This window comes from Marinobacter persicus (assembly GCF_900114155.1).
Taxonomy (GTDB): domain Bacteria; phylum Pseudomonadota; class Gammaproteobacteria; order Pseudomonadales; family Oleiphilaceae; genus Marinobacter; species Marinobacter persicus.
Map to the genome: position 1 here is coordinate 132,554 of NZ_FOSC01000009.1, position 17,654 is coordinate 150,207.

19 protein-coding genes are annotated in these 17,654 nt (G+C 57.6%); 13 read left to right on the plus strand and 6 right to left on the minus strand.

The features are described 5' to 3' along the window. The first annotated feature begins 3 nt into the window (after positions 1-3). From thiB to BMZ63_RS11280, 7 genes are all read left to right on the plus strand, one after another. Complete coding sequence (gene thiB, locus BMZ63_RS11250) at positions 4-1,008, plus strand: thiamine ABC transporter substrate binding subunit (RefSeq protein ID WP_091705563.1); 1,005 nt, start codon at positions 4-6, stop codon at positions 1,006-1,008. Then, positions 992-2,674, plus strand: a complete 1,683-nt coding sequence (thiP, locus tag BMZ63_RS11255; RefSeq protein ID WP_091705564.1) for a thiamine/thiamine pyrophosphate ABC transporter permease — start codon at positions 992-994, stop codon at positions 2,672-2,674. Before thiB ends, thiP begins: the two co-directional genes overlap by 17 nt. Further along, a complete protein-coding gene (locus BMZ63_RS11260; RefSeq protein ID WP_091705566.1) occupies positions 2,667-3,281 on the plus strand; it encodes a thiamine ABC transporter ATP-binding protein in 615 nt (204 codons plus the stop codon). The genes thiP and BMZ63_RS11260 overlap by 8 nt, the downstream gene beginning before the upstream one ends. 112 nt (positions 3,282-3,393) lie before the next feature. After that, positions 3,394-4,482, plus strand: coding sequence for an MlaE family ABC transporter permease (locus BMZ63_RS11265; RefSeq protein WP_227663568.1), 1,089 nt, complete (start codon positions 3,394-3,396; stop codon positions 4,480-4,482). Between the two features lie 2 nt (positions 4,483-4,484). Then, entirely contained in the window at positions 4,485-5,300 is an 816-nt protein-coding gene (locus BMZ63_RS11270; RefSeq protein ID WP_091705569.1) for an ABC transporter ATP-binding protein, read from the plus strand. Then, a complete protein-coding gene (locus tag BMZ63_RS11275; protein WP_091705570.1) occupies positions 5,300-6,235 on the plus strand; it encodes an MlaD family protein in 936 nt (311 codons plus the stop codon). The genes BMZ63_RS11270 and BMZ63_RS11275 overlap by 1 nt, the downstream gene beginning before the upstream one ends. Further along, entirely contained in the window at positions 6,232-6,837 is a 606-nt protein-coding gene (locus BMZ63_RS11280) for an ABC-type transport auxiliary lipoprotein family protein (protein ID WP_091705572.1), read from the plus strand. Before BMZ63_RS11275 ends, BMZ63_RS11280 begins: the two co-directional genes overlap by 4 nt. Here BMZ63_RS11280 and pgsA read toward each other — a convergent pair. From pgsA to BMZ63_RS11305, 5 genes are all read right to left on the minus strand, one after another. Then, positions 6,834-7,397 carry a CDP-diacylglycerol--glycerol-3-phosphate 3-phosphatidyltransferase gene (pgsA, locus tag BMZ63_RS11285; RefSeq protein ID WP_091705574.1) on the minus strand — a complete coding sequence of 188 codons (564 nt, stop codon included), beginning with the start codon at positions 7,395-7,397 and terminating at the stop codon, positions 6,834-6,836. The two genes, BMZ63_RS11280 and pgsA, sit on opposite strands and share 4 nt — an antisense overlap. Positions 7,398-7,429: 32 nt before the next feature. Then, positions 7,430-9,292: an excinuclease ABC subunit UvrC gene (gene uvrC, locus BMZ63_RS11290; protein ID WP_091705576.1), complete on the minus strand. Its 1,863-nt coding sequence runs from the start codon at positions 9,290-9,292 to the stop codon at positions 7,430-7,432. After that, the gene (uvrY, locus tag BMZ63_RS11295) at positions 9,276-9,935 is read right to left on the minus strand and encodes a UvrY/SirA/GacA family response regulator transcription factor (RefSeq protein WP_091705578.1); all 660 of its coding nucleotides are present in this window, start codon (positions 9,933-9,935) and stop codon (positions 9,276-9,278) included. The genes uvrC and uvrY overlap by 17 nt, the downstream gene beginning before the upstream one ends. 71 nt (positions 9,936-10,006) lie before the next feature. After that, positions 10,007-10,264 (minus strand): YheU family protein, encoded by a 258-nt coding sequence (locus BMZ63_RS11300; RefSeq protein WP_091705580.1) that lies wholly within the window; start codon positions 10,262-10,264, stop codon positions 10,007-10,009. A gap of 71 nt (positions 10,265-10,335) precedes the next feature. Continuing rightward, positions 10,336-11,949 (minus strand): methyl-accepting chemotaxis protein, encoded by a 1,614-nt coding sequence (locus BMZ63_RS11305; protein WP_091705582.1) that lies wholly within the window; start codon positions 11,947-11,949, stop codon positions 10,336-10,338. A 158-nt stretch (positions 11,950-12,107) separates the two neighbouring features. Here BMZ63_RS11305 and BMZ63_RS11310 point away from each other — a divergent pair, with 158 nt between their 5' ends. The 6 genes from BMZ63_RS11310 to BMZ63_RS11335 all read left to right on the plus strand — a co-directional run bounded on the left by BMZ63_RS11310 (position 12,108) and on the right by BMZ63_RS11335 (position 16,303). Then, the gene (locus BMZ63_RS11310) at positions 12,108-12,812 is read left to right on the plus strand and encodes an AzlC family ABC transporter permease (RefSeq protein ID WP_091705583.1); all 705 of its coding nucleotides are present in this window, start codon (positions 12,108-12,110) and stop codon (positions 12,810-12,812) included. Next, complete coding sequence (locus BMZ63_RS11315) at positions 12,805-13,137, plus strand: branched-chain amino acid transporter permease (RefSeq protein ID WP_091705585.1); 333 nt, start codon at positions 12,805-12,807, stop codon at positions 13,135-13,137. Before BMZ63_RS11310 ends, BMZ63_RS11315 begins: the two co-directional genes overlap by 8 nt. A gap of 147 nt (positions 13,138-13,284) precedes the next feature. After that, entirely contained in the window at positions 13,285-13,932 is a 648-nt protein-coding gene (locus tag BMZ63_RS11320; RefSeq protein ID WP_091705586.1) for a c-type cytochrome, read from the plus strand. Between the two features lie 15 nt (positions 13,933-13,947). Beyond that, complete coding sequence (locus tag BMZ63_RS11325) at positions 13,948-14,985, plus strand: c-type cytochrome (protein ID WP_091705588.1); 1,038 nt, start codon at positions 13,948-13,950, stop codon at positions 14,983-14,985. A gap of 92 nt (positions 14,986-15,077) precedes the next feature. After that, a complete protein-coding gene (locus tag BMZ63_RS11330; protein WP_091705589.1) occupies positions 15,078-15,356 on the plus strand; it encodes an acylphosphatase in 279 nt (92 codons plus the stop codon). Further along, entirely contained in the window at positions 15,356-16,303 is a 948-nt protein-coding gene (locus tag BMZ63_RS11335; protein ID WP_091705658.1) for an AEC family transporter, read from the plus strand. The genes BMZ63_RS11330 and BMZ63_RS11335 overlap by 1 nt, the downstream gene beginning before the upstream one ends. A gap of 44 nt (positions 16,304-16,347) precedes the next feature. On the opposite strand, the gene BMZ63_RS11340 is transcribed toward BMZ63_RS11335, so the two are convergent. Then, on the minus strand, positions 16,348-17,484 hold the full coding sequence (locus tag BMZ63_RS11340; protein ID WP_177187071.1) for a porin: 1,137 nt from the start codon (positions 17,482-17,484) through the stop codon (positions 16,348-16,350). Positions 17,485-17,654: the final 170 nt, after the last annotated feature.

Below are 17,654 nucleotides of genomic sequence, written 5' to 3' on the forward strand. Positions count from 1 at the left end.
CACATGCGCTTGCCCGTTCTCGCCGCGATTTCCCTTGCTGTTTCCTTCACGTTATCCGAGGCCCGCGCCGCCCAGGAACTGAACGTTTACACTCATCCTTCCTTCGCTGCCGAATGGGGTCCCGGCCCGGCCGTCAAGGAAGCTTTTGAGAAACAGTGTGACTGCACCCTCAATTACACGGTGCTGAACAGTGGCGGCGATATTCTCCAACGCCTTCGGCTTGAAGGCTCGTCCAGCCAGGCGGATGTGGTGCTTGGTCTGGATACCGGTACCATGGAAATGGCCCGGCAGACCGGGCTGTTGGCGCCTCACAGCAGAAAGATGGACAATCTGTCGCTACCCGTCGACTGGCAGGATAATATCTTCGTTCCCTATGATTGGGGTTATTTCGCCTTCGTCTATGACACGGAACAACTGCCCAACCCGCCGGAAAGCCTGGAAGCCCTGATAAACGCCCCGGATGACCTGAAAATCATCATCCAGGATCCCCGCACCAGTACGCCAGGCCTGGGCCTCCTGCTTTGGATGCATGCGGTTTACGGCGACCAGGCCGGAGCGAAGTGGCGCCAGCTGAGCGGGAAAATTCTGACCACCACCCAGAGCTGGAGCGATGGCTACTTTTCGCTGTTCATGAATGGCGAGGCACCGATGATTCTTTCCTACAGCACGTCGCCGGCTTACCACATGGCTATTGATAAGACTGACCGCTACCAGGCAGCGCTCTTTGAAGAAGGTCATTATCTACAGGTGGAAGTGGCGGCACTGGTTAAGAGCTCTGAACATCAGGAGCTAGCCCGGGAATTTCTTGATTTCATGCACACACCGGCGTTCCAGCGGCATATACCATTGAAGAACGTGATGTATCCGGCGATCGATCTGGGCGATGAATTGCCCCAGGTGTTTAACCGCCTGATTGAGCCGGCACAGACTTTTTATATTGAACCTGCAACCGTAGCCGACCAGCGCCGGGAGCTGGTTAACGAGTGGTTGAATGCCCTCACCCGCTGAGTTTGCGCCACTCCGGGCTCCGCTCAGTCATCCGGGCTGGCAGCTTTGGCCCGGGTTGTTGCTCGCCGCTGCGTTCGTGGCATTGGCTGGACTTGGACTAGGCAGTCTGTTGTCGGCAGCCGAGGAGCTTAACCCGTCATCCGTGCTTGGCAGTCGCTATTTGCGCGGCGTGGTCGCCTTCACACTCTGGCAGGCCGGCCTGTCTGTTTTACTCAGCCTGGCGCTGGCTTTGGCCGTTGCCCGGGCACTGGCCCGCCACCCGCATTTTCCCGGCAGGACACTGCTGCTGCGCCTGATGGAACTGAGTCTGGTATTACCCACGATCGTCGCAGTTTCAGGCATTATTTCGGTCTATGGTCGTCAGGGCTGGTTTACCGGCTTACTCGAACACGTTGCGCCCGGCCATTCCTGGAACCTGTACGGGCTGAACGGCATCGTGCTAGCCCATGTTTTCTTCAACGCCCCCCTGGCTGGCCGGATCATGCTGCAGGCGCTGGAGAGCCTTCCAGAACCGCGCCTGCGCATGGCTTCTCAGCTGGGCCTGCGTGGCTGGTGGCTATGGCGGGCCGTGGAATGGCCGGCGCTGAAACCGGTCTTACCCGGCCTGTCAGCGCTAGTGTTCACTCTTTGCTTTACCAGCTTCGCCATTATCATGACGCTCGGAGGCGGGCCCTCTTCAACCACACTGGAAGTGGCCATTTACCAGGCGTTGCGTTTTGAGTTCGATTTCGCCCAGGCCGCCTTGTTGGCTATCATCCAACTGCTTATTTGCGGCAGCCTCTGGCTTGTGGTGTTCCGGAGCCGGCTCGACAGCACGCTGCTGCCCAATCGTCGCTTCGCTTTTTCCGCGCCCCTGAAGACGTGGCCCGGACTGGCGCTGGCCAACGCCTTGTTGCTGGGTATATTCGCCCTGTTTTTACTCGCGCCTCTGGCTGCCATCGTAGTCCGTGGCCTGCCAGCCTTGTGGCCCGTTCACAGCTTGCCTCCGGTATATCAGCAATTACTTCCGGCCACTGGCAGAAGCCTGCTGATCGCCCTGCCCGCCGGCGCCGGCGCCGTTATACTGGCGCTACTGACGCTTGCCGCCAGTCAGAAGGCTCAAGGCCCACTGACACGCACCCTGCCATCCGTTACTGGCTATCTGCCGCTTGTCGTGCCGCCCCTGGTACTCGGTACCGGGCTGTTCATTCTGTTACGGCCCAGCCTCGGCAACAGTGCTCAGGGATGGGTGCTGGTTTCGGTCATCAACGGTCTGATGGCCGTGCCGTTCGTGCTGCAGGTATTACGCGGTCCGCTTAACAACCAGGACAAAAGCACCCTGCAACAGGCAGATCAATTGGGCATTCTGGGCTGGTATCGCTGGCGCTGGCTTTACTGGCCCAGGTTACGTCGTCCGGTGGCTCTGGCACTCGCATACGGGGTGGCGCTGTCATTGGGTGATTTCGGGGTCATCGCCCTGTTCGGCAGCCCCGGCGAACCTACACTACCCATGCTGCTTTATCAGCAACTGGGCAGCTATCAGGTGGCCAATGCGGCCGGTACCGGGCTCTGGTTACTGCTCTGTCTGCTGGCCATTTTTACCACGCTGACCAGGGTTTCCCGGCCGGCACCACGCCCCCGCGGGCAACCCCAGATGCTGGCCGGAGCGGAGCCCGATCATGCTTGATGTCAGGCAGTTGCAGTTCCGCTATTCCGGGCCGACACCAGCCTGGGAATTCAACCTGTCAGTGACCGCGGGCGAATGCCTGGCCATACGGGGCGCCAGTGGTTCGGGTAAATCAACCCTGCTGGGGCTCATCGCCGGATTTCTGCAACCTCAGCGCGGGGAAATCTTATGGCAGGGTCATCCCATCCACACGCTCAAACCCTGGCAACGCCCGGTGACCAGTGTTTTCCAGGAGCACAACCTGTTCGAACACCTTGATGTTTTTACCAACATCGGGCTTGGTCTGCACCCCGGTTTACAGCTATCGGACCTTCAAAAACAGGCCATTGACCAGGCATTGACCCGCACAGGCCTGTCCGGTTTCGGAAGGCGCCGCCCCGGAGAGCTTTCCGGAGGTCAGCGTCAGCGCGTGGCCCTGATACGTGCCATCCTTCGCCGCCAGCCTTTATTGTTGCTGGACGAACCGATGACCGGCCTGGACCCGGACACCCGCACAGAACTGCACCGCATGCTTCTGGAGGAGAAAGCTCATGGCGTGGCTATGCTGCTGGCCAGCCATGACCCGGAAGACAGCAAAATACTGGCAGACCGTCATTGGAATCTTTAAGCTGGGCAGGTGCTTATAAAAGACAGCCAACAAGGACTTGTACGCACCTGTGAGCAACCCAGCAGGCCCGGAGCCTATCGCGGCACCCAACCTTCACCCCGGCACCGTCGAGATCCAAGACGAGGCCCTGGTCTTCCGTGGTGACTGGATCCTTGACCACTATACTCACCTGAAAAAACAGGCAAACCGGCTTGACCGGACAGTCCTGCCAGCCGAAACCGATTTCACCGCGCTCGGTCAACTGGACACGGCAGGCGCCTCGGTTCTGGTATCGCTGCTGGGACCAGACATCCTGCTCAGCTCGGGTGCAGTAAACCAGTTGCCACCGGCACAAGGCGAATTGCTCAGAACAGTTGCCCGATCACTCGCAGCCCCACCGGCCAGAGCGTCGGCCGGCAACCCCATCGCCGAATTCCTGGCCGATATTGGCGAGCGCATGAGCCATATCACCCGGGAACATTTGCTGCTGGCCGGCTTTATGGGCCAGACCCTCGCGACACTGGTCACCGTTTTGCCGCGCCCCAGGCGCTGGCGTATGACCGCATTTGTCGCTGCCGTGCATGATACCGGCCTGAATGCCTTACCGATTGTGGCCCTGCTGACCTTCCTGGTGGGGGCCGTGGTGGCATTTCTGGGGGCAACGGTGCTGGAAGATTTCGGCGCGACCATTTATACCGTCAACCTCGTTGCTTTTTCATTCCTGAGGGAATTCGGGGTATTGCTCGCCGCCATTCTGCTCGCCGGGCGCACGGCCAGCGCTTTCACGGCCCAGATTGGCGCCATGAAAGTCAACGAGGAACTGGATGCCATTCGCACGCTCGGGCTGAGCCCTATAGAACTGCTGGTGGTACCACGGGTCCTGGCGATGATGGTCAGCCTTCCCATCCTGACGTTTATCGGCATGATGTCCGGCATGTTTGGTGGGGCACTGGTTTCTGCTCTCGCTCTGGATATTCCTTTCACCCAGTTTCTCTCGATTCTGCAGCGGGATATCGCCCTGCAACATTTCCTCGTGGGTCTTGGCAAAGCCCCCGTGTATGCTTTCCTGATCGCCATCATCGGTTGCCTGGAAGGCTTTAAAGTCGCCGGCAGCGCCCAATCGGTGGGTGAGCACACCACCTCAAGCGTCGTCCAGTCCATCTTCATGGTGATTCTGCTGGACGCGATTGCCGCCTTGTTTTTCATGGAAATGGGGTGGTAATCATGACTGAAACACAAAACTTTGGCCCGGCAAACGATGTCGTTATAAAAGTTCGCTCCCTTGAGAACCGTTTCGGTGATCTGGTGGTGCACGACCACCTTGATCTTGATCTCAGGCGGGGTGAAATCCTGGGGGTGGTTGGTGGCTCCGGCACGGGAAAATCCGTTCTGTTGCGGAGCATCGTTGGCCTGCACAGGCCAACCGGGGGAACGATTACGATGTTCGGCCAGGACCCCCGGCGTTTATCCGGTGTCCAACGCTCTCGCCTGGAGCAGCGCTTTGGCGTGCTGTTTCAGGGAGGCGCCTTGTTTACCTCGCTGAATCTGGCGCAGAATATTGCCCTGCCACTGATCGAACACGCCGGCCTAGAACGCCCCGAAGCAGAGGAACTGGCCTGCATGAAACTCGCTCTGGCCGGGTTGCCTCCCGAAACAGCCAGTAAATACCCTGCGCAACTGTCTGGCGGTATGGTCAAGCGAGCGGCTTTGGCCAGGGCTCTGGCACTGGACCCGGAGATCCTGTTTCTGGACGAACCCACAGCCGGCCTGGACCCCATCGGTGCGGCGGCGTTTGATCAACTGATTGTCACGCTCAGAAACGCACTGGGCCTGACGGTGTTTCTGGTGACCCACGACCTGGACACACTCTACGCTGCTTGCGACCGGGTGGCGGTACTGTCACAGAAGCGGGTTCTGGTGGCCGATTCCCTCGATAAAGTGGCAGACACCGATGATCCATGGGTTCAGGACTATTTCCACGGCCCCCGTGGCCGGGCTGCACGCCGGGCACATCAGCGCCATAACAAGGAGAACCGTTAATGGAGCCGAAAGCACATCACATTGTTATCGGTTTTTTTACCCTCACGGCGGTGGTGGCTGCGCTGTTGTTTGCCTTATGGCTTGGCAAGTCCTCGGCTGACACGGAATGGGCCTGGTACCGAATAGGCTTTGACCATCCGGTCGGCGGACTGGCCGAAGGCAATCCGGTTCTGTACAGCGGCATTAACATCGGCACGGTTGAAGAATTGACACTGGCTCCCGAGAATCCCGCCCATGTTCGTGTGCTGGTGCGGGTGGACAAAAAGATCCCCATTCGCGAAAACACCAAGGCCGGGCTGGTGATGGCCAACATTACCGGCAGCATGAGCGTTCAGTTTACCGGCGGCACGCCTGACAGCCCAGTACTGGAGGGCAACCGTGGCAATCCACCGCTGATCCAGGCGCAACCATCCACGCTCAGCAACCTGCTGTCCAACAGTGAAACCCTTCTGACCAAAGCAGACCAGTTGCTGGAGAACGCCAACAACCTGTTGTCCGAACAGAACCTGGACAACATTGCCGCCATTCTCGATAACACCCGCCAGGCCAGCAATGCCCTGCTGGACAGCCGGGACGAGCTGGCCGCCATGCTCAAGCAGTTCCGTGCCGCGGGCGCCCGCACTGAAGATGCCGCCGGCCGGGTCTCCGGAGCCGCTGATCATGCACGTAATGTATTAAGTGATCTGGAGCCGGTCATTGCCAGCCTGGATCGTTCAGTGAACGCCCTGGAGCCGACACTGGAACGCATTGATAACCTGACCGCCAACAACCAGCAGGCACTGGATGCCGGCTTGCAGGGTGTGGGCGAACTGGGACCGTCACTGCGCGAGCTGAGAAACACCCTGCGCAATCTCAATTCGTTTACCCGCCGCCTGGAGCAGGACACGGTGGGCACATTGCTCGGTGAAGACACCATGAAGGAGTACCGGGAATGAATTCCGTTTTCAAACCAGCCGTTACCTTCTGCGCCGTGCTGGCTTTGTCCGGCTGCAGCATCCTGCCGGAATCCGAACCGCCTCGCATTGTCGGCCTGGACGATAACGCGCCGGTCCCGGTTTATGACCATGCCCGCTCTGTATCGCTGCGGGTGGACACGCCCCTGGCGTCGGCACCGTTTGACACGAACCTGGTCCTGATTCAACCGGAAAACTGGGAATACCAGGCGTTACCCGACACCCGCTGGCGAGACAGCATGCCGGCGATTATCCATGACCGGCTTATCAAGGCGCTGCGCCAGAGCCGTGGATTTGATCGCGTACTCTCAGCCACCAGCCCGGCTGAGGCTGAATACACGCTGCTGTCAGAACTGAATGGGTTTCATGCCCGAAGGAACGGCGACGACACCACTGTCACCATTGACATGCATCTTGAAGTGATGAATAACCGCACCCGGGAAACCCGGTGCAGCACTGAAAAGACGCTTGATGTAGCGGCAGGCGATGCCCGGCTGGACAGCCTGATGGTGGCCTTCAGCGACGCCGGCACCGAGCTGTCCCGACGCACCGCAGCCTGGGCCTTTGCCTGCCTGCAGCCTTAAACGTTTTGCTCGTCCTTGCCCGGAAACAAGTCGCCCCAGGCCGCCCGCAGATACAGGAACATCGACCAGAGCGTCAGCACCGCGGCAACGTACAGCAATGCCAGAGCCACATACGCCAGCACTTCACCGGGAGGAAAGGCCAGCAGCCCGACAATGGCGGCAATCTGGGCGGTGGTTTTGATCTTGCCGATATAGGACACCGCGACGCTGGCGCGGCTACCAATCTCTGCCATCCATTCCCGCAAGGCGGAAATGACGATTTCCCGACCTATGATAACCGTGGCCGGAATGGTCAATAACAGGGCTGCGTGCTCTTCAATCAGCACGGCCAGGGCGACCGCCACCATCAGTTTGTCGGCGACCGGGTCCAGGAAGGCTCCAAAAGGTGTACTCTGGTTAAGCTTGCGGGCCAGATAGCCATCCAGCCAGTCGGTTACGCCGGCCAGGGCAAAAATCGCTGCGCTGACCATGTAACTCCATTGTACCGGCAGGTAGAAGATCACCACGAACACCGGAATCATCACAATACGGGACAACGTCAAAATATTTGGCAGGTTCATGGCGTTCCTATTAATACAGTTCAGGCTGCGGGTCAGTCGTTATGCAACGCGGCGTAAATGGTTTCGGCCAGAGCCTTGCTGATGCCCTGCACTTTGGTCATCTCATCAACACTGGCTTTGCGTATTCCCTGGATGCCACCGAAATAGCGTATCAGTTCCCGACGCCGTTTGGGACCAACACCTTCAATTCCCTCCAGCGTTGACTGCCGGCGCTTTTTATCACGGCGCGCCCGGTGGCCGGTGATGGCAAAGCGGTGGGACTCATCCCGAATGTGCTGGATCAGGTGCAACGCGGGCGAATCGGCCGGCACCCGGAACACTCTGTCGGTCATGGCATCGATCAACTGCTCCATGCCCGCCCGGCGGGTCACCCCTTTCGCCACACCAATCAGTGGAATATCAGAAATCCCCAGCTCATCAAACACTTCGCGGGCAATGTTCAACTGACCCTTGCCACCGTCGATAAACACCAGGTCAGGCTTTTTGCCTTCTCCGTTGACCATTCGGCGATAACGGCGAGTCAGAACCTGGCGCATGGCCGCATAGTCATCACCGGCCTTTACGCCCTCGATATTATACAGGCGATAATCGCTTTTAAGCGGGCCATTTTCATCGAAAACCACGCAGGAAGCGACGGTGTTTTCACCCTGACTGTGGCTGATATCGAAACACTCCATGCGCGCGGGTGTTTCAGGCAGATCCAGCAAGTCACGCAGGGCCAGCAACCGCCGGTACACCGTTTCCTTGCTGGCCAGGTGCGTCAACAGGGTTTGCCGGGCATTGGTCATGGCCAGGTCGAGCCAGCGCCGACGCTCACCGCGCACGTTCCCCCGAACCCGGGTTTCCCGGCCGGCCGCCTCCGACAGTGCCTGACTCAGCAACTCCTGTTCGTCCACTTTCACCGGCACCAGGATGTCTTTTGGAATCTCCCGCCGGGCACTGCCGCCGAAATAATACTGCCCCAGAAACGCCGCCAGCAGCTCGGCCTCCGACTGCTCCAGAGAAAACTTGGGGAAATAATCCTTGGTGCCCAGCACCCGGCCACCACGGACAATAATCACGACAATGCAGACAATACCGGCATCCTGGGCAATGGCAACCACATCGGCATCACCATCCCCGCCTTCCACCGATTGCTGCTCCTGCACATGGCGCAGATGGTTGATCTGGTCCCGATAGGCCGCCGCCTTTTCAAATTCCAGATTTTTCGAGGCCGCTTCCATGGCGTTCATCAAGTCGTGGATGATCGCCGGGTTCTTGCCCTCAAGAAACATGGTGGCGTGACGTATATCCTGCTGGTACTCCTCCGGAGTGATAAAGCCCACACAGGGAGCGGTACAGCGGTTAATCTGATATTGCAGACATGGCCTGGTCCGGTTCCGAAAATAACTTTCACTACAGGATCTTATGCCGAAAACCTTCTGCAGTACATTAAGGCTTTCCTTGACCGCACCGGAACTTGGGAACGGGCCAAACCAGGTGCCTCCGCCCTTTTTCGTGCGCCCGCGACGAAAGGTAAGCGACGGATAATCTTCATGGGAAGACAGATAAATGTAGGGATAGGATTTGTCATCACGCAGCAGAATATTGTACGGCGGGCGCAATGACTTGATCAGGTTCTGTTCCAGCAACAGGGCTTCGGTTTCGCTGCCGGTGATGGTGACCTCGATAGAGTCGATTTTCGCCACCAGCGCTTCGGTTTTTGGCGCCAGACCACTCTTGCGGAAATAGCTGCTGACCCGCTTTTTCAGATTGCGGGCCTTGCCCACATACAGAACATGACCGCCGGCGTCGTACATTCGGTACACGCCGGGACGTTCAGTCAGTTGTTTCAGGAAGTTTTTGCTGTCGAACTCCCCGGTGCCTTGTTCGGAAGAGTCAGACCTGGTCGGCATCGAGCAACCCGAGTCTTACTGCCATCAAAGCCAGCTCCACATCACTGGAAATCTCCAGCTTCTCGAAAATTCGGTAACGGTAGGTATTCACGGTTTTGGGGCTAAGGCACAGTTTATCGGAAATGTCCTGCACCTTCTGGCATTCCACCACCATCATGGCGATCTGCATTTCCCGCTCCGACAACCGTTCAAAGCGGGACAGTTCGCTGTCCTCATCCGGCGCTCCACCAATTTGTTTGAGCGCCATCTTCTGGGCAATCTCCGGGCTGATGTAACGTTGGCCCGAATGCGCCTTGCGTATGGCCCGGGTTACTTCCTGCATGGGCGCACCCTTGGTGATGTAACCCTGCGCGCCACTTTGCATGACCCGTGCGGGGTAAGGATCATCGGCAAAGGCCGTCACGGCAATAACGCGAATGGCGTCGTCGTGGCGAACAATACGACGGGTAGCCTCCAGCCCACCGATACCCGGCATGCGAATATCCATCAACACGATATCAGGTTGATTGGCCCGCACAAAGCTGACAGCCTCTTCGCCGGAAGCAGCCTGTCCGATCACCTCGATATCGGGGTCATCGGCCAGCATCCGGGTGATGCCGGCACGCACTAGCTCGTGATCGTCTACCACCAATACCTTGATCAACCTTCACCTCACGGTCACGAATATCCATAGAACGAAAGTATCTTTTAGCAGCCCTGACGGGTCGCCCGATACTATACGTTTGGCGGGTTGCCTAAACTGGCTGTATTTTCCACGGGGTCGAACCAGACCACCAGCTCGCCACGCCTGAGTGCCGACAACACCCGATCACGCTCAGCCATGGGGTTTTCCGTGTCGTTCAGCCCGTGATACCGGGTGCAATACTCCTCCGCCAGCCCTTCGAGCACGTCCGCAGAGAGCAGGTCGGTTTCAACCACGAATTTGTCTTCCCGGGGGTCGCCTTCCGGCTGGATTTCGGTATCGCTGGACATGAAGCCTCCAAGTGATTGAGTCCCCATGTTACGGTTTTCAGGAATTAATCAGAAGTGTCACAGAGCAAGAATCAGCCATTTTGCGTGCGGAAAGCTGCACTCAGTTCCCGCATGGAGACCGACTCCTGACGCAGCGCTTCACTGACCAGCCGGGTACCCTGGACATTTTCAGTGAGGGTCTCGGCGCTGTCTGACAGTGCCTGGGCACGGCGGCCTACCCGACCGATCTCGTCCCGCTGGAGAGTCACGGATTCGCGGATGCTGTCGCTTTGCTGTTCAAGTTCGTCAAACTGGCGATTCAGTTGTTCCAGGTGAGCTTTCAGCGTGAGCAGATTGTCACGGTTCTGCTGACCGGCTTCATTCATTTCGCTCAGCAAGTGATCCACGTCGCCCACGCCAGCGACCAGATCCTGCACCCATTGGCGGATATTGCGGGTGGACTCAGCCGTGCGCCGCGACAGCGTGCGCACCTCGTCGGCCACGACGGCGAAACCACGCCCATGTTCACCGGCCCGGGCCGCTTCGATGGCGGCATTCAGGGCCAACAGATTGGTCTGTTCGGCAATGTCGGCGATCACACCGATCACCTGCTCAATATTTCCGGTGGACTCGTTGAGTGCATGAATCGACGAGGACACCCTGCCGATCACCTCCAGGGTGTGATGGGCGCCTTCCTCACTTTGCTGCAAACCCTCGCGAACTTCGCTGTTGGCTGACACAGCCTGGTTGACCGTGGCGGCGGACTGTTCGGTGGCCTGCTCAATGTGCGACGCCTGTTCGGAAATCGCCGCCATGGACGTGGTGACATCGTTGATCTGGCGGCGGGTGGCTTCCGATGCTTTCTGCAAGGCCTCCGCACCATCATCCAGGCGTCCCGACCGCTCATCCAGAGCGGCGGCCGCGCCGCGCACGTCACCAATAAAATTCTCGAATCGCTGCACCAGCTTTTCCAGGGCACCGGCCACGCCGGCCACCTCATCCTTCCCCGCAAGACGCGGTGTCAGGGTCAGGTCCGACTGCTGTTCCATGGCGGTCAATTCCCGCTCCATGCCTTGCAGGCGAACAATCACCGAACTTCGCATCCACAGGGTCATGACAACCACGACAACCAGAAAAGCAGCCGAGCCGGATAACAGAAAGACTTGCTGGTCATCCAGAAAAACCAGCAAATCGTCGGCACCGCCGGAGACATCATCCCGACTGGTCTGCTGACGCTCACTGATCGCGGCCAGCATCGGCTCCAGCGCAGGGAACAGTTTGAAGTCGACAACCTGGCCAACCCGGTAATAGCTTTTCTCCTCGATACCCTCCGCCATGTCGGCCATCAGTGCGTTGACCCGGCCAAAGGCCTCGCTGTGTTCCTCTGCCCACCCGCTGAGGCTCGGTGTATCCTGAATAGCCTGCCAGTGATCGCCCAGGGATTGTTCAAGCGCTCCGAACTCTTCGTTAATCTCGTCCCAAAGCAGCAACTGGGCCTTGATCTTGAAGGCCAGGTCCTGCAACCGGCGGTGATCCTGTTCCAGGTCCACGAGAATCCAGGATTCCTGCAGGTTATGGCGAATCAGGTCATCGGCGGTGTTCTCGGCTTTGAGAATGATCACCTGGGCCATTATCGCCAGGCTGGCAACCGCTGCCAGAGACAGCAGGGCAAAGAACAGGATTCGGGCGCGAACAGTGGCCAGCATAGAGACTCCGATAAACCGACGTTTGCGTGGAGGGTATGCTGGTTTTATGACACTTTTATGTACGCAGTAAGCCAGGCCTGCCGCGTTTGCCTCCCGAGCTTCAAAAACAAAGGCGTTTGGCCTATCATCGAGCGCTTTTTCGCAACGTTTGTAAGCTAATGAACCAGACCGTTTTCAAACTGACATTGCCGATTCTGTTCGGCTATCTGCCACTGGGCACCGCTTTTGGCGTCTTGTTTGCCACCCAGTTGGATTACGCCTGGTGGATCGCGCCACTGATGGGCCTGGTGATTTATGCCGGTGCCGGCCAGATTCTGGCCGTCAGCCTACTGGCGGCCAATGCCGGGTTGCTGGAAGTGGCGGTTGCCATGTTCGTACTGAACGCCCGCCATCTGTTCTACGGCTTGTCTTTGCTGGGGCAATTCCAGGGCGCCGGCTGGCGCAAGGCGTACCTGATCTTCGGATTAACCGATGAAACCTACTCCCTGCTCACCAGTCGCCCGCGTACTGGCAACAAAGCGAACGAACAACAGCTGGATTTCCGGATTACCGCATTCAATCAGTTGTATTGGGTGGTGGGCTGTGCGCTCGGAGGCCTGCTGGGTGAAATGGTGGCTTTCAACAGCACCGGCATCGAGTTTGCGCTGGTGGCGCTGTTTATTGTGCTGACCATCGAGCAGTTCAAGGCCCTGGGCGATTCGTTTCCGATCTGGAGCGGTGCGCTGGCAGCAGGTTTAGCCATGCTGCTGGTTCCGCCAGCTCATCAGTTGATTGCCGGCATCGCCATCGTCACCCTGGTCCTGCTGCTGCACTACCGGCACCACCGCAACGCCCTGATCAAGACGGAGGCCAGCCATGACTGACGTCAACTATATTGCGGCGTTTATTGCGGTATCTGCACTTGCCACCTTTGCAACACGGGTAGTGCCGTTTGTTTTCTTTCATCGGCACACCGAACATCCGCTAATCCGACACCTCGGACGCTACCTGCCCGCCGCGGTCATGGCGCTGCTGGCTACGGTCTTTCTGCAAAGCTCCGCCAACTGGCAGGCCTCGCTTCCCGGATTCGATGCACTATCGGCGGGTGCGCTGGTGGTGGCCATTCACCTCTGGCGGGGCAATGCACTGCTTTCCATCGCCTCCGGGACTATCCTTTATATGGCGATACAGCAAAGCGGCTGGCTGTAAACTCGGCACAAGCTCACATTGATACAGAGATTAACATTAGGAAGCTTGATTAATTGATGTTAATCAAGAGACCATCGCCGCAAATCATCAGTCTATAACAAGAATCCCAAGCGCCAGGAGGCGCGAAACCTGAGAGAGGAACTGACCGTGAGAAAATTATCGATCACGTTGGCAGCGCTGGGACTTGCCACCCAGGCGGGCTTGGCGCAGGCGGCGCCGGAGGGAGATCCGGAAAAGGGCAAGCAGGCGGCCACCATGTGCACGGCCTGCCATCAGGCTGATGGCTCCGGCAAGCACGTAGAAGGTGGTGAATCCTGGCCCCGGCTGGCAGGCTTAAATGCGGAGTACATTGCCAAACAGCTTCACGACTTCAAAAGCGGCAAGCGGCAGAACGCATCCATGATGCCATTTGCCAACATGCTGAGTGACCAGCAGATTGCCGATGTTTCCGCCTACTACGCGCAAATGGATGCAACCCCTGGTCAGGGCGGTGAGAACGCTTCCGAAGCGGTACTCAAGCGTGGCGAACAGATCGCCGAACGTGGCGACTGGTCAGAATACGTTGTTTCCTGTAAGAGCTGTCACGGCCCCGACAGCCGTGGAGCCGGCGCAACATTCCCCGGTATTGCCGGGCAGCATGCCGGTTATATCAAGGCTCAACTCAAGGCATGGCAGGAAGGCTCTCGCTCCAATGACCCGCAAAACCTGATGGGAGCCGTTGCCAAACGCATGAGCAACGAGGACATTCATGCGGTTGCCGTATGGCTGGCCAACCAAAGCCCCGTGGCAGAATAAAGGGAGTTCCACCACATGATTCGCACACTTGTATACACCGCACTGTCAGGAACCGTATTGTTCTCGGCCACCGCAGCAGCAAACAGCTATAAAACGGGTGCGGAGATCCAGCAGTACATCGACACCCTGACCGAAATGGGCTTTCCGGCTCCCGAAGAAGACCAACTGGTGCATATTCCGCCAACCATGGAAGACCTGGAAGAAGCCGACATTCACCCGAAGCTCAAGCAGACCATTCGTCGGGGCTATGATCTGTTTACCAACACCCAACAGCTACGTGGCGAGAATGTGTTCAACAACATGAACTGTTCCAGCTGTCACCTGGGTGAAGGCCGCATGCCGTTCAGTGCTCCTATCTGGCCGGCCGCTGTAACCCTGCCGGATTTCCGGGGCAAAAACGGCCATGTAAACAGCCTGGAAGAACGGATTGCCGGCTGCTTCGCCTACTCCATGAACGGTGAACCGCCAGCTTATGGCAGCGACGACATGCTTGCCCTGTCCGCCTACCATCAGTGGCTGGCCAGTGGCGTGGAAATGTACCCGAAACAGGACATTTATGGCCGAGGATTCCCCGCCCCTGATCGCCCTGAACAACTAAGCTACAGCAATGGCGAAAAGCTGTACCAGCAGAAATGCGCGGTGTGCCACTCGGAAGACGGCTCGGGCTTGCGTGTGGATAACCAGACGGTCTACCCGGCGCTGTGGGGCGACATGTCCAACAACTGGGGCGCGGGCATGGTGCGGATCTTCACCGCTGCCGGCTTCATCAAAAATAACATGCCCCTGGGCCAGCCCAACTCACTGTCTGATCAGGAAGCCTGGGATATCGCCTACTACATGGACAACCAGGAACGCCCGCAGGACCCGCGCTACACCGGCGATGTGGAAGAAACCGCCGAGATGTTCAACAACTTCCACCAGCACTCCATGTATGGCAAGGACAGTGCCGGTGACGGCGGATTGCTGGGTGATCATGAAAACACTGGCGACAAGCCGTTCCTCAAGCCATTTAACGTTGGCGTTCCGAGAAATTTCGAAGGAAACACTGACTGAGCCAATCAGGTTATAATACGTTTCACAGGCCTCCCCCCGCGGAGGCCTTTTTCGTGGTCTTTCATGAATTCAGCCAACAACGAAAGGTGAGTATGGCCATAAAACGCGAACACCTGCTGATCAGCGGTCAGGTTCAGGGCGTGTCTTTCCGCGCCTACACCGAACAAAAAGCCCGGGCCCTGGGCCTGACCGGATTTGTCAGGAATCTCTCTGATGGCCGGGTAGAGGTTATTGCCGAAGGTGACGAAAGCCAGCTCGAAATACTGAAACGCTGGTGCCATGAGGGGTCTCCCCAGGCCGTGGTCAACGAGGTTGTGACTGAAACACAATCACCGACTGGTGAGTTTGACGAGTTCCGGACGGCCACTTGATTACACTGCTGGACACTTTCCTTCGTACACTGGAAACCACCCTGCCGGTTTTCGTCATGGTGTTTCTGGGGATTGGATTGCGTCGGGTTGGCTGGATTGACCAGGCCTTTGTCAGCACGGCCTCAGCCCTGGTCTTCAAGGCCACCCTGCCGACGCTGGTCTTCCTGAGCATCATCAGAGCGGACCTGGACACCACCTTTAATCCCGCTTTGCTGGGCTTCTACCTGGTGGCGACCCTGATCAGCTTTGGCCTCGTATGGCTCTGGTCCACCCGGCGTATTAACCGGCATGACCGGGGCGTGTATGTGCAGGGTGCGTTTCGGGGCAACTGCGGCATTGTCGGCCTGGCCCTTGCCGCCAACCTCTATGGCGATTACGGGCTTTCGGCCGGTGGTCTACTGCTGGGGCTGGTGATTGTGGTGTACAACACCCTCTCGGTGGTCGTACTGTTGGCCTACCATCCCGAAAAATCCATGAATTTTGCATCCACCGCACGAGATATTGCCCGTAACCCTTTGATTCTGGCAGTGATCATTGCCCTACCCGTGGCCGGTTCCGGCATTAACCTGCCCGCCTGGATGATGACCAGCGGCGATTACTTTGCGTCCCTCACCCTGCCCCTGGCGCTGCTATGCATTGGCGCCACCATTTCCCTGAAAAGCCTGCGCAGCGACAGCGGGCCGGCGCTCGGCTCATCGTTCTGGAAAATGGTACTGCTACCGGTTGGTTGTACCTTCGCGGCCTGGCTCGCGGGCTTTGAAGGACGGGAGCTGGGCCTGATGTTCCTTTTCTTCGCCAGCCCGACGGCGGCAGCGAGTTTTGTGATGGTCAAGGCGCTGGGCGGCAACGACAAGCTGGCAGCGAACATCATTGCGTTAACCACACTGCTGGCCAGTATCACGGTAACACTGGGAGTATTCGTACTGCAGTCCGCCGGGCTGGCTTGATGCCAAGCCCGGCAGACTGCTCTTTCAGCTCCTGCTCAAGGCGATCAGAACTTCAGGCGGCTGCCTACCATGGCAACGTTTACGTCGTCGTAGTCACCCATATCGGCTTCAAGGGCAAAGTTGTTGAAGGCGGCGTAGACGTCGAGGCGTTTGATTGGCTGGTAGACGTAGGCTGCTCCGAGGATTTCTACATCTGACCCCACGGCTTTATACACGTCATTGCCCTGATCCTTGAGCATTGGATTGAAGTCCTGGCCCTGGGCTCGATGCACGGTGAACGAGTGCTTACCGGTTTTGTAACCCAGCTTCACCATGTTGAACGCGGTTTCGTTCTTGTTATTACTGTCGTAGTCGGCATAAGAATAAACGCCGGTGGCGTTAAAGCCGCTGTCATGGAGCCATGACAGAGAACCACCGACAATATCCCGTGAGTTAAAAGTACCTGTTTCGTTATATTGGGTGGAGTAGCCTATCGCTGCAGAAATACGCCCTACTCCATCAACCGAAGTATTGTAACGTGCCGCTATTTCAGAGGTATCAGCATTGTCATCAGAGCTGTTCTCTTTATACCCATGACTGACTGACACCTTCACCGGACCAAACGCCGGCGCATCATAGCGAATGCGGTCATAGCGAGCTTCAAAATCCTGGCTGCGAACGGCTTGAATCACTTTTACTTCCCCGTCCCCACTTTTTTCAACAAACGGCAACGCACCACCGACCAGCGCTAAATCCGGGAATGAAGCCACCTTAGTGCCAGAAAGGTCCATTTCCGTTGCACCATCACCCGCACCTGATCCCTGGCCAACGGAAATCATGCCATAACGCCCCTTGGCGAACAGGTTGATGTGTCGCTCTTCCCAGGAGCCTTTCTCATTGCGATTGTCCGGAGTCACAACATTCGATGCATTGTGCTGATACTCAAATTCCACATGCGCGCCGACAGTCATGCCCCAATCTTTCAAATGCGTGGTAATACGGGTACCCACACGGCTGGAAGCATACTTGTTATCGACAATGTACTGCTCGGAACCGTTGCCGGTATCGCCATGCATGATCGCCATATTAATGTGGCCGTAAGCGTCTACGTTCACTTCTGATAGATCCACCTTCTGCGCCATCGCAGTGGTGTTCATCAGGCTGCCGAGTGCGACACAAAGGACCAGTTGGTGCTTTTTCATGGGATTTCTCCGTTCTTGGAACATAAAGTGATTCCGTTACACATAATTCCCAACCTAAATTAGAGGTTCACACCAAAACATTCTTGATTAGTATCAGTTTTCCAGCGAGATCAGCAGGCTGTAAGTGGAACTACCCCGCAAGTTTACGTGGGGCTGGCCGTTAATGTGAT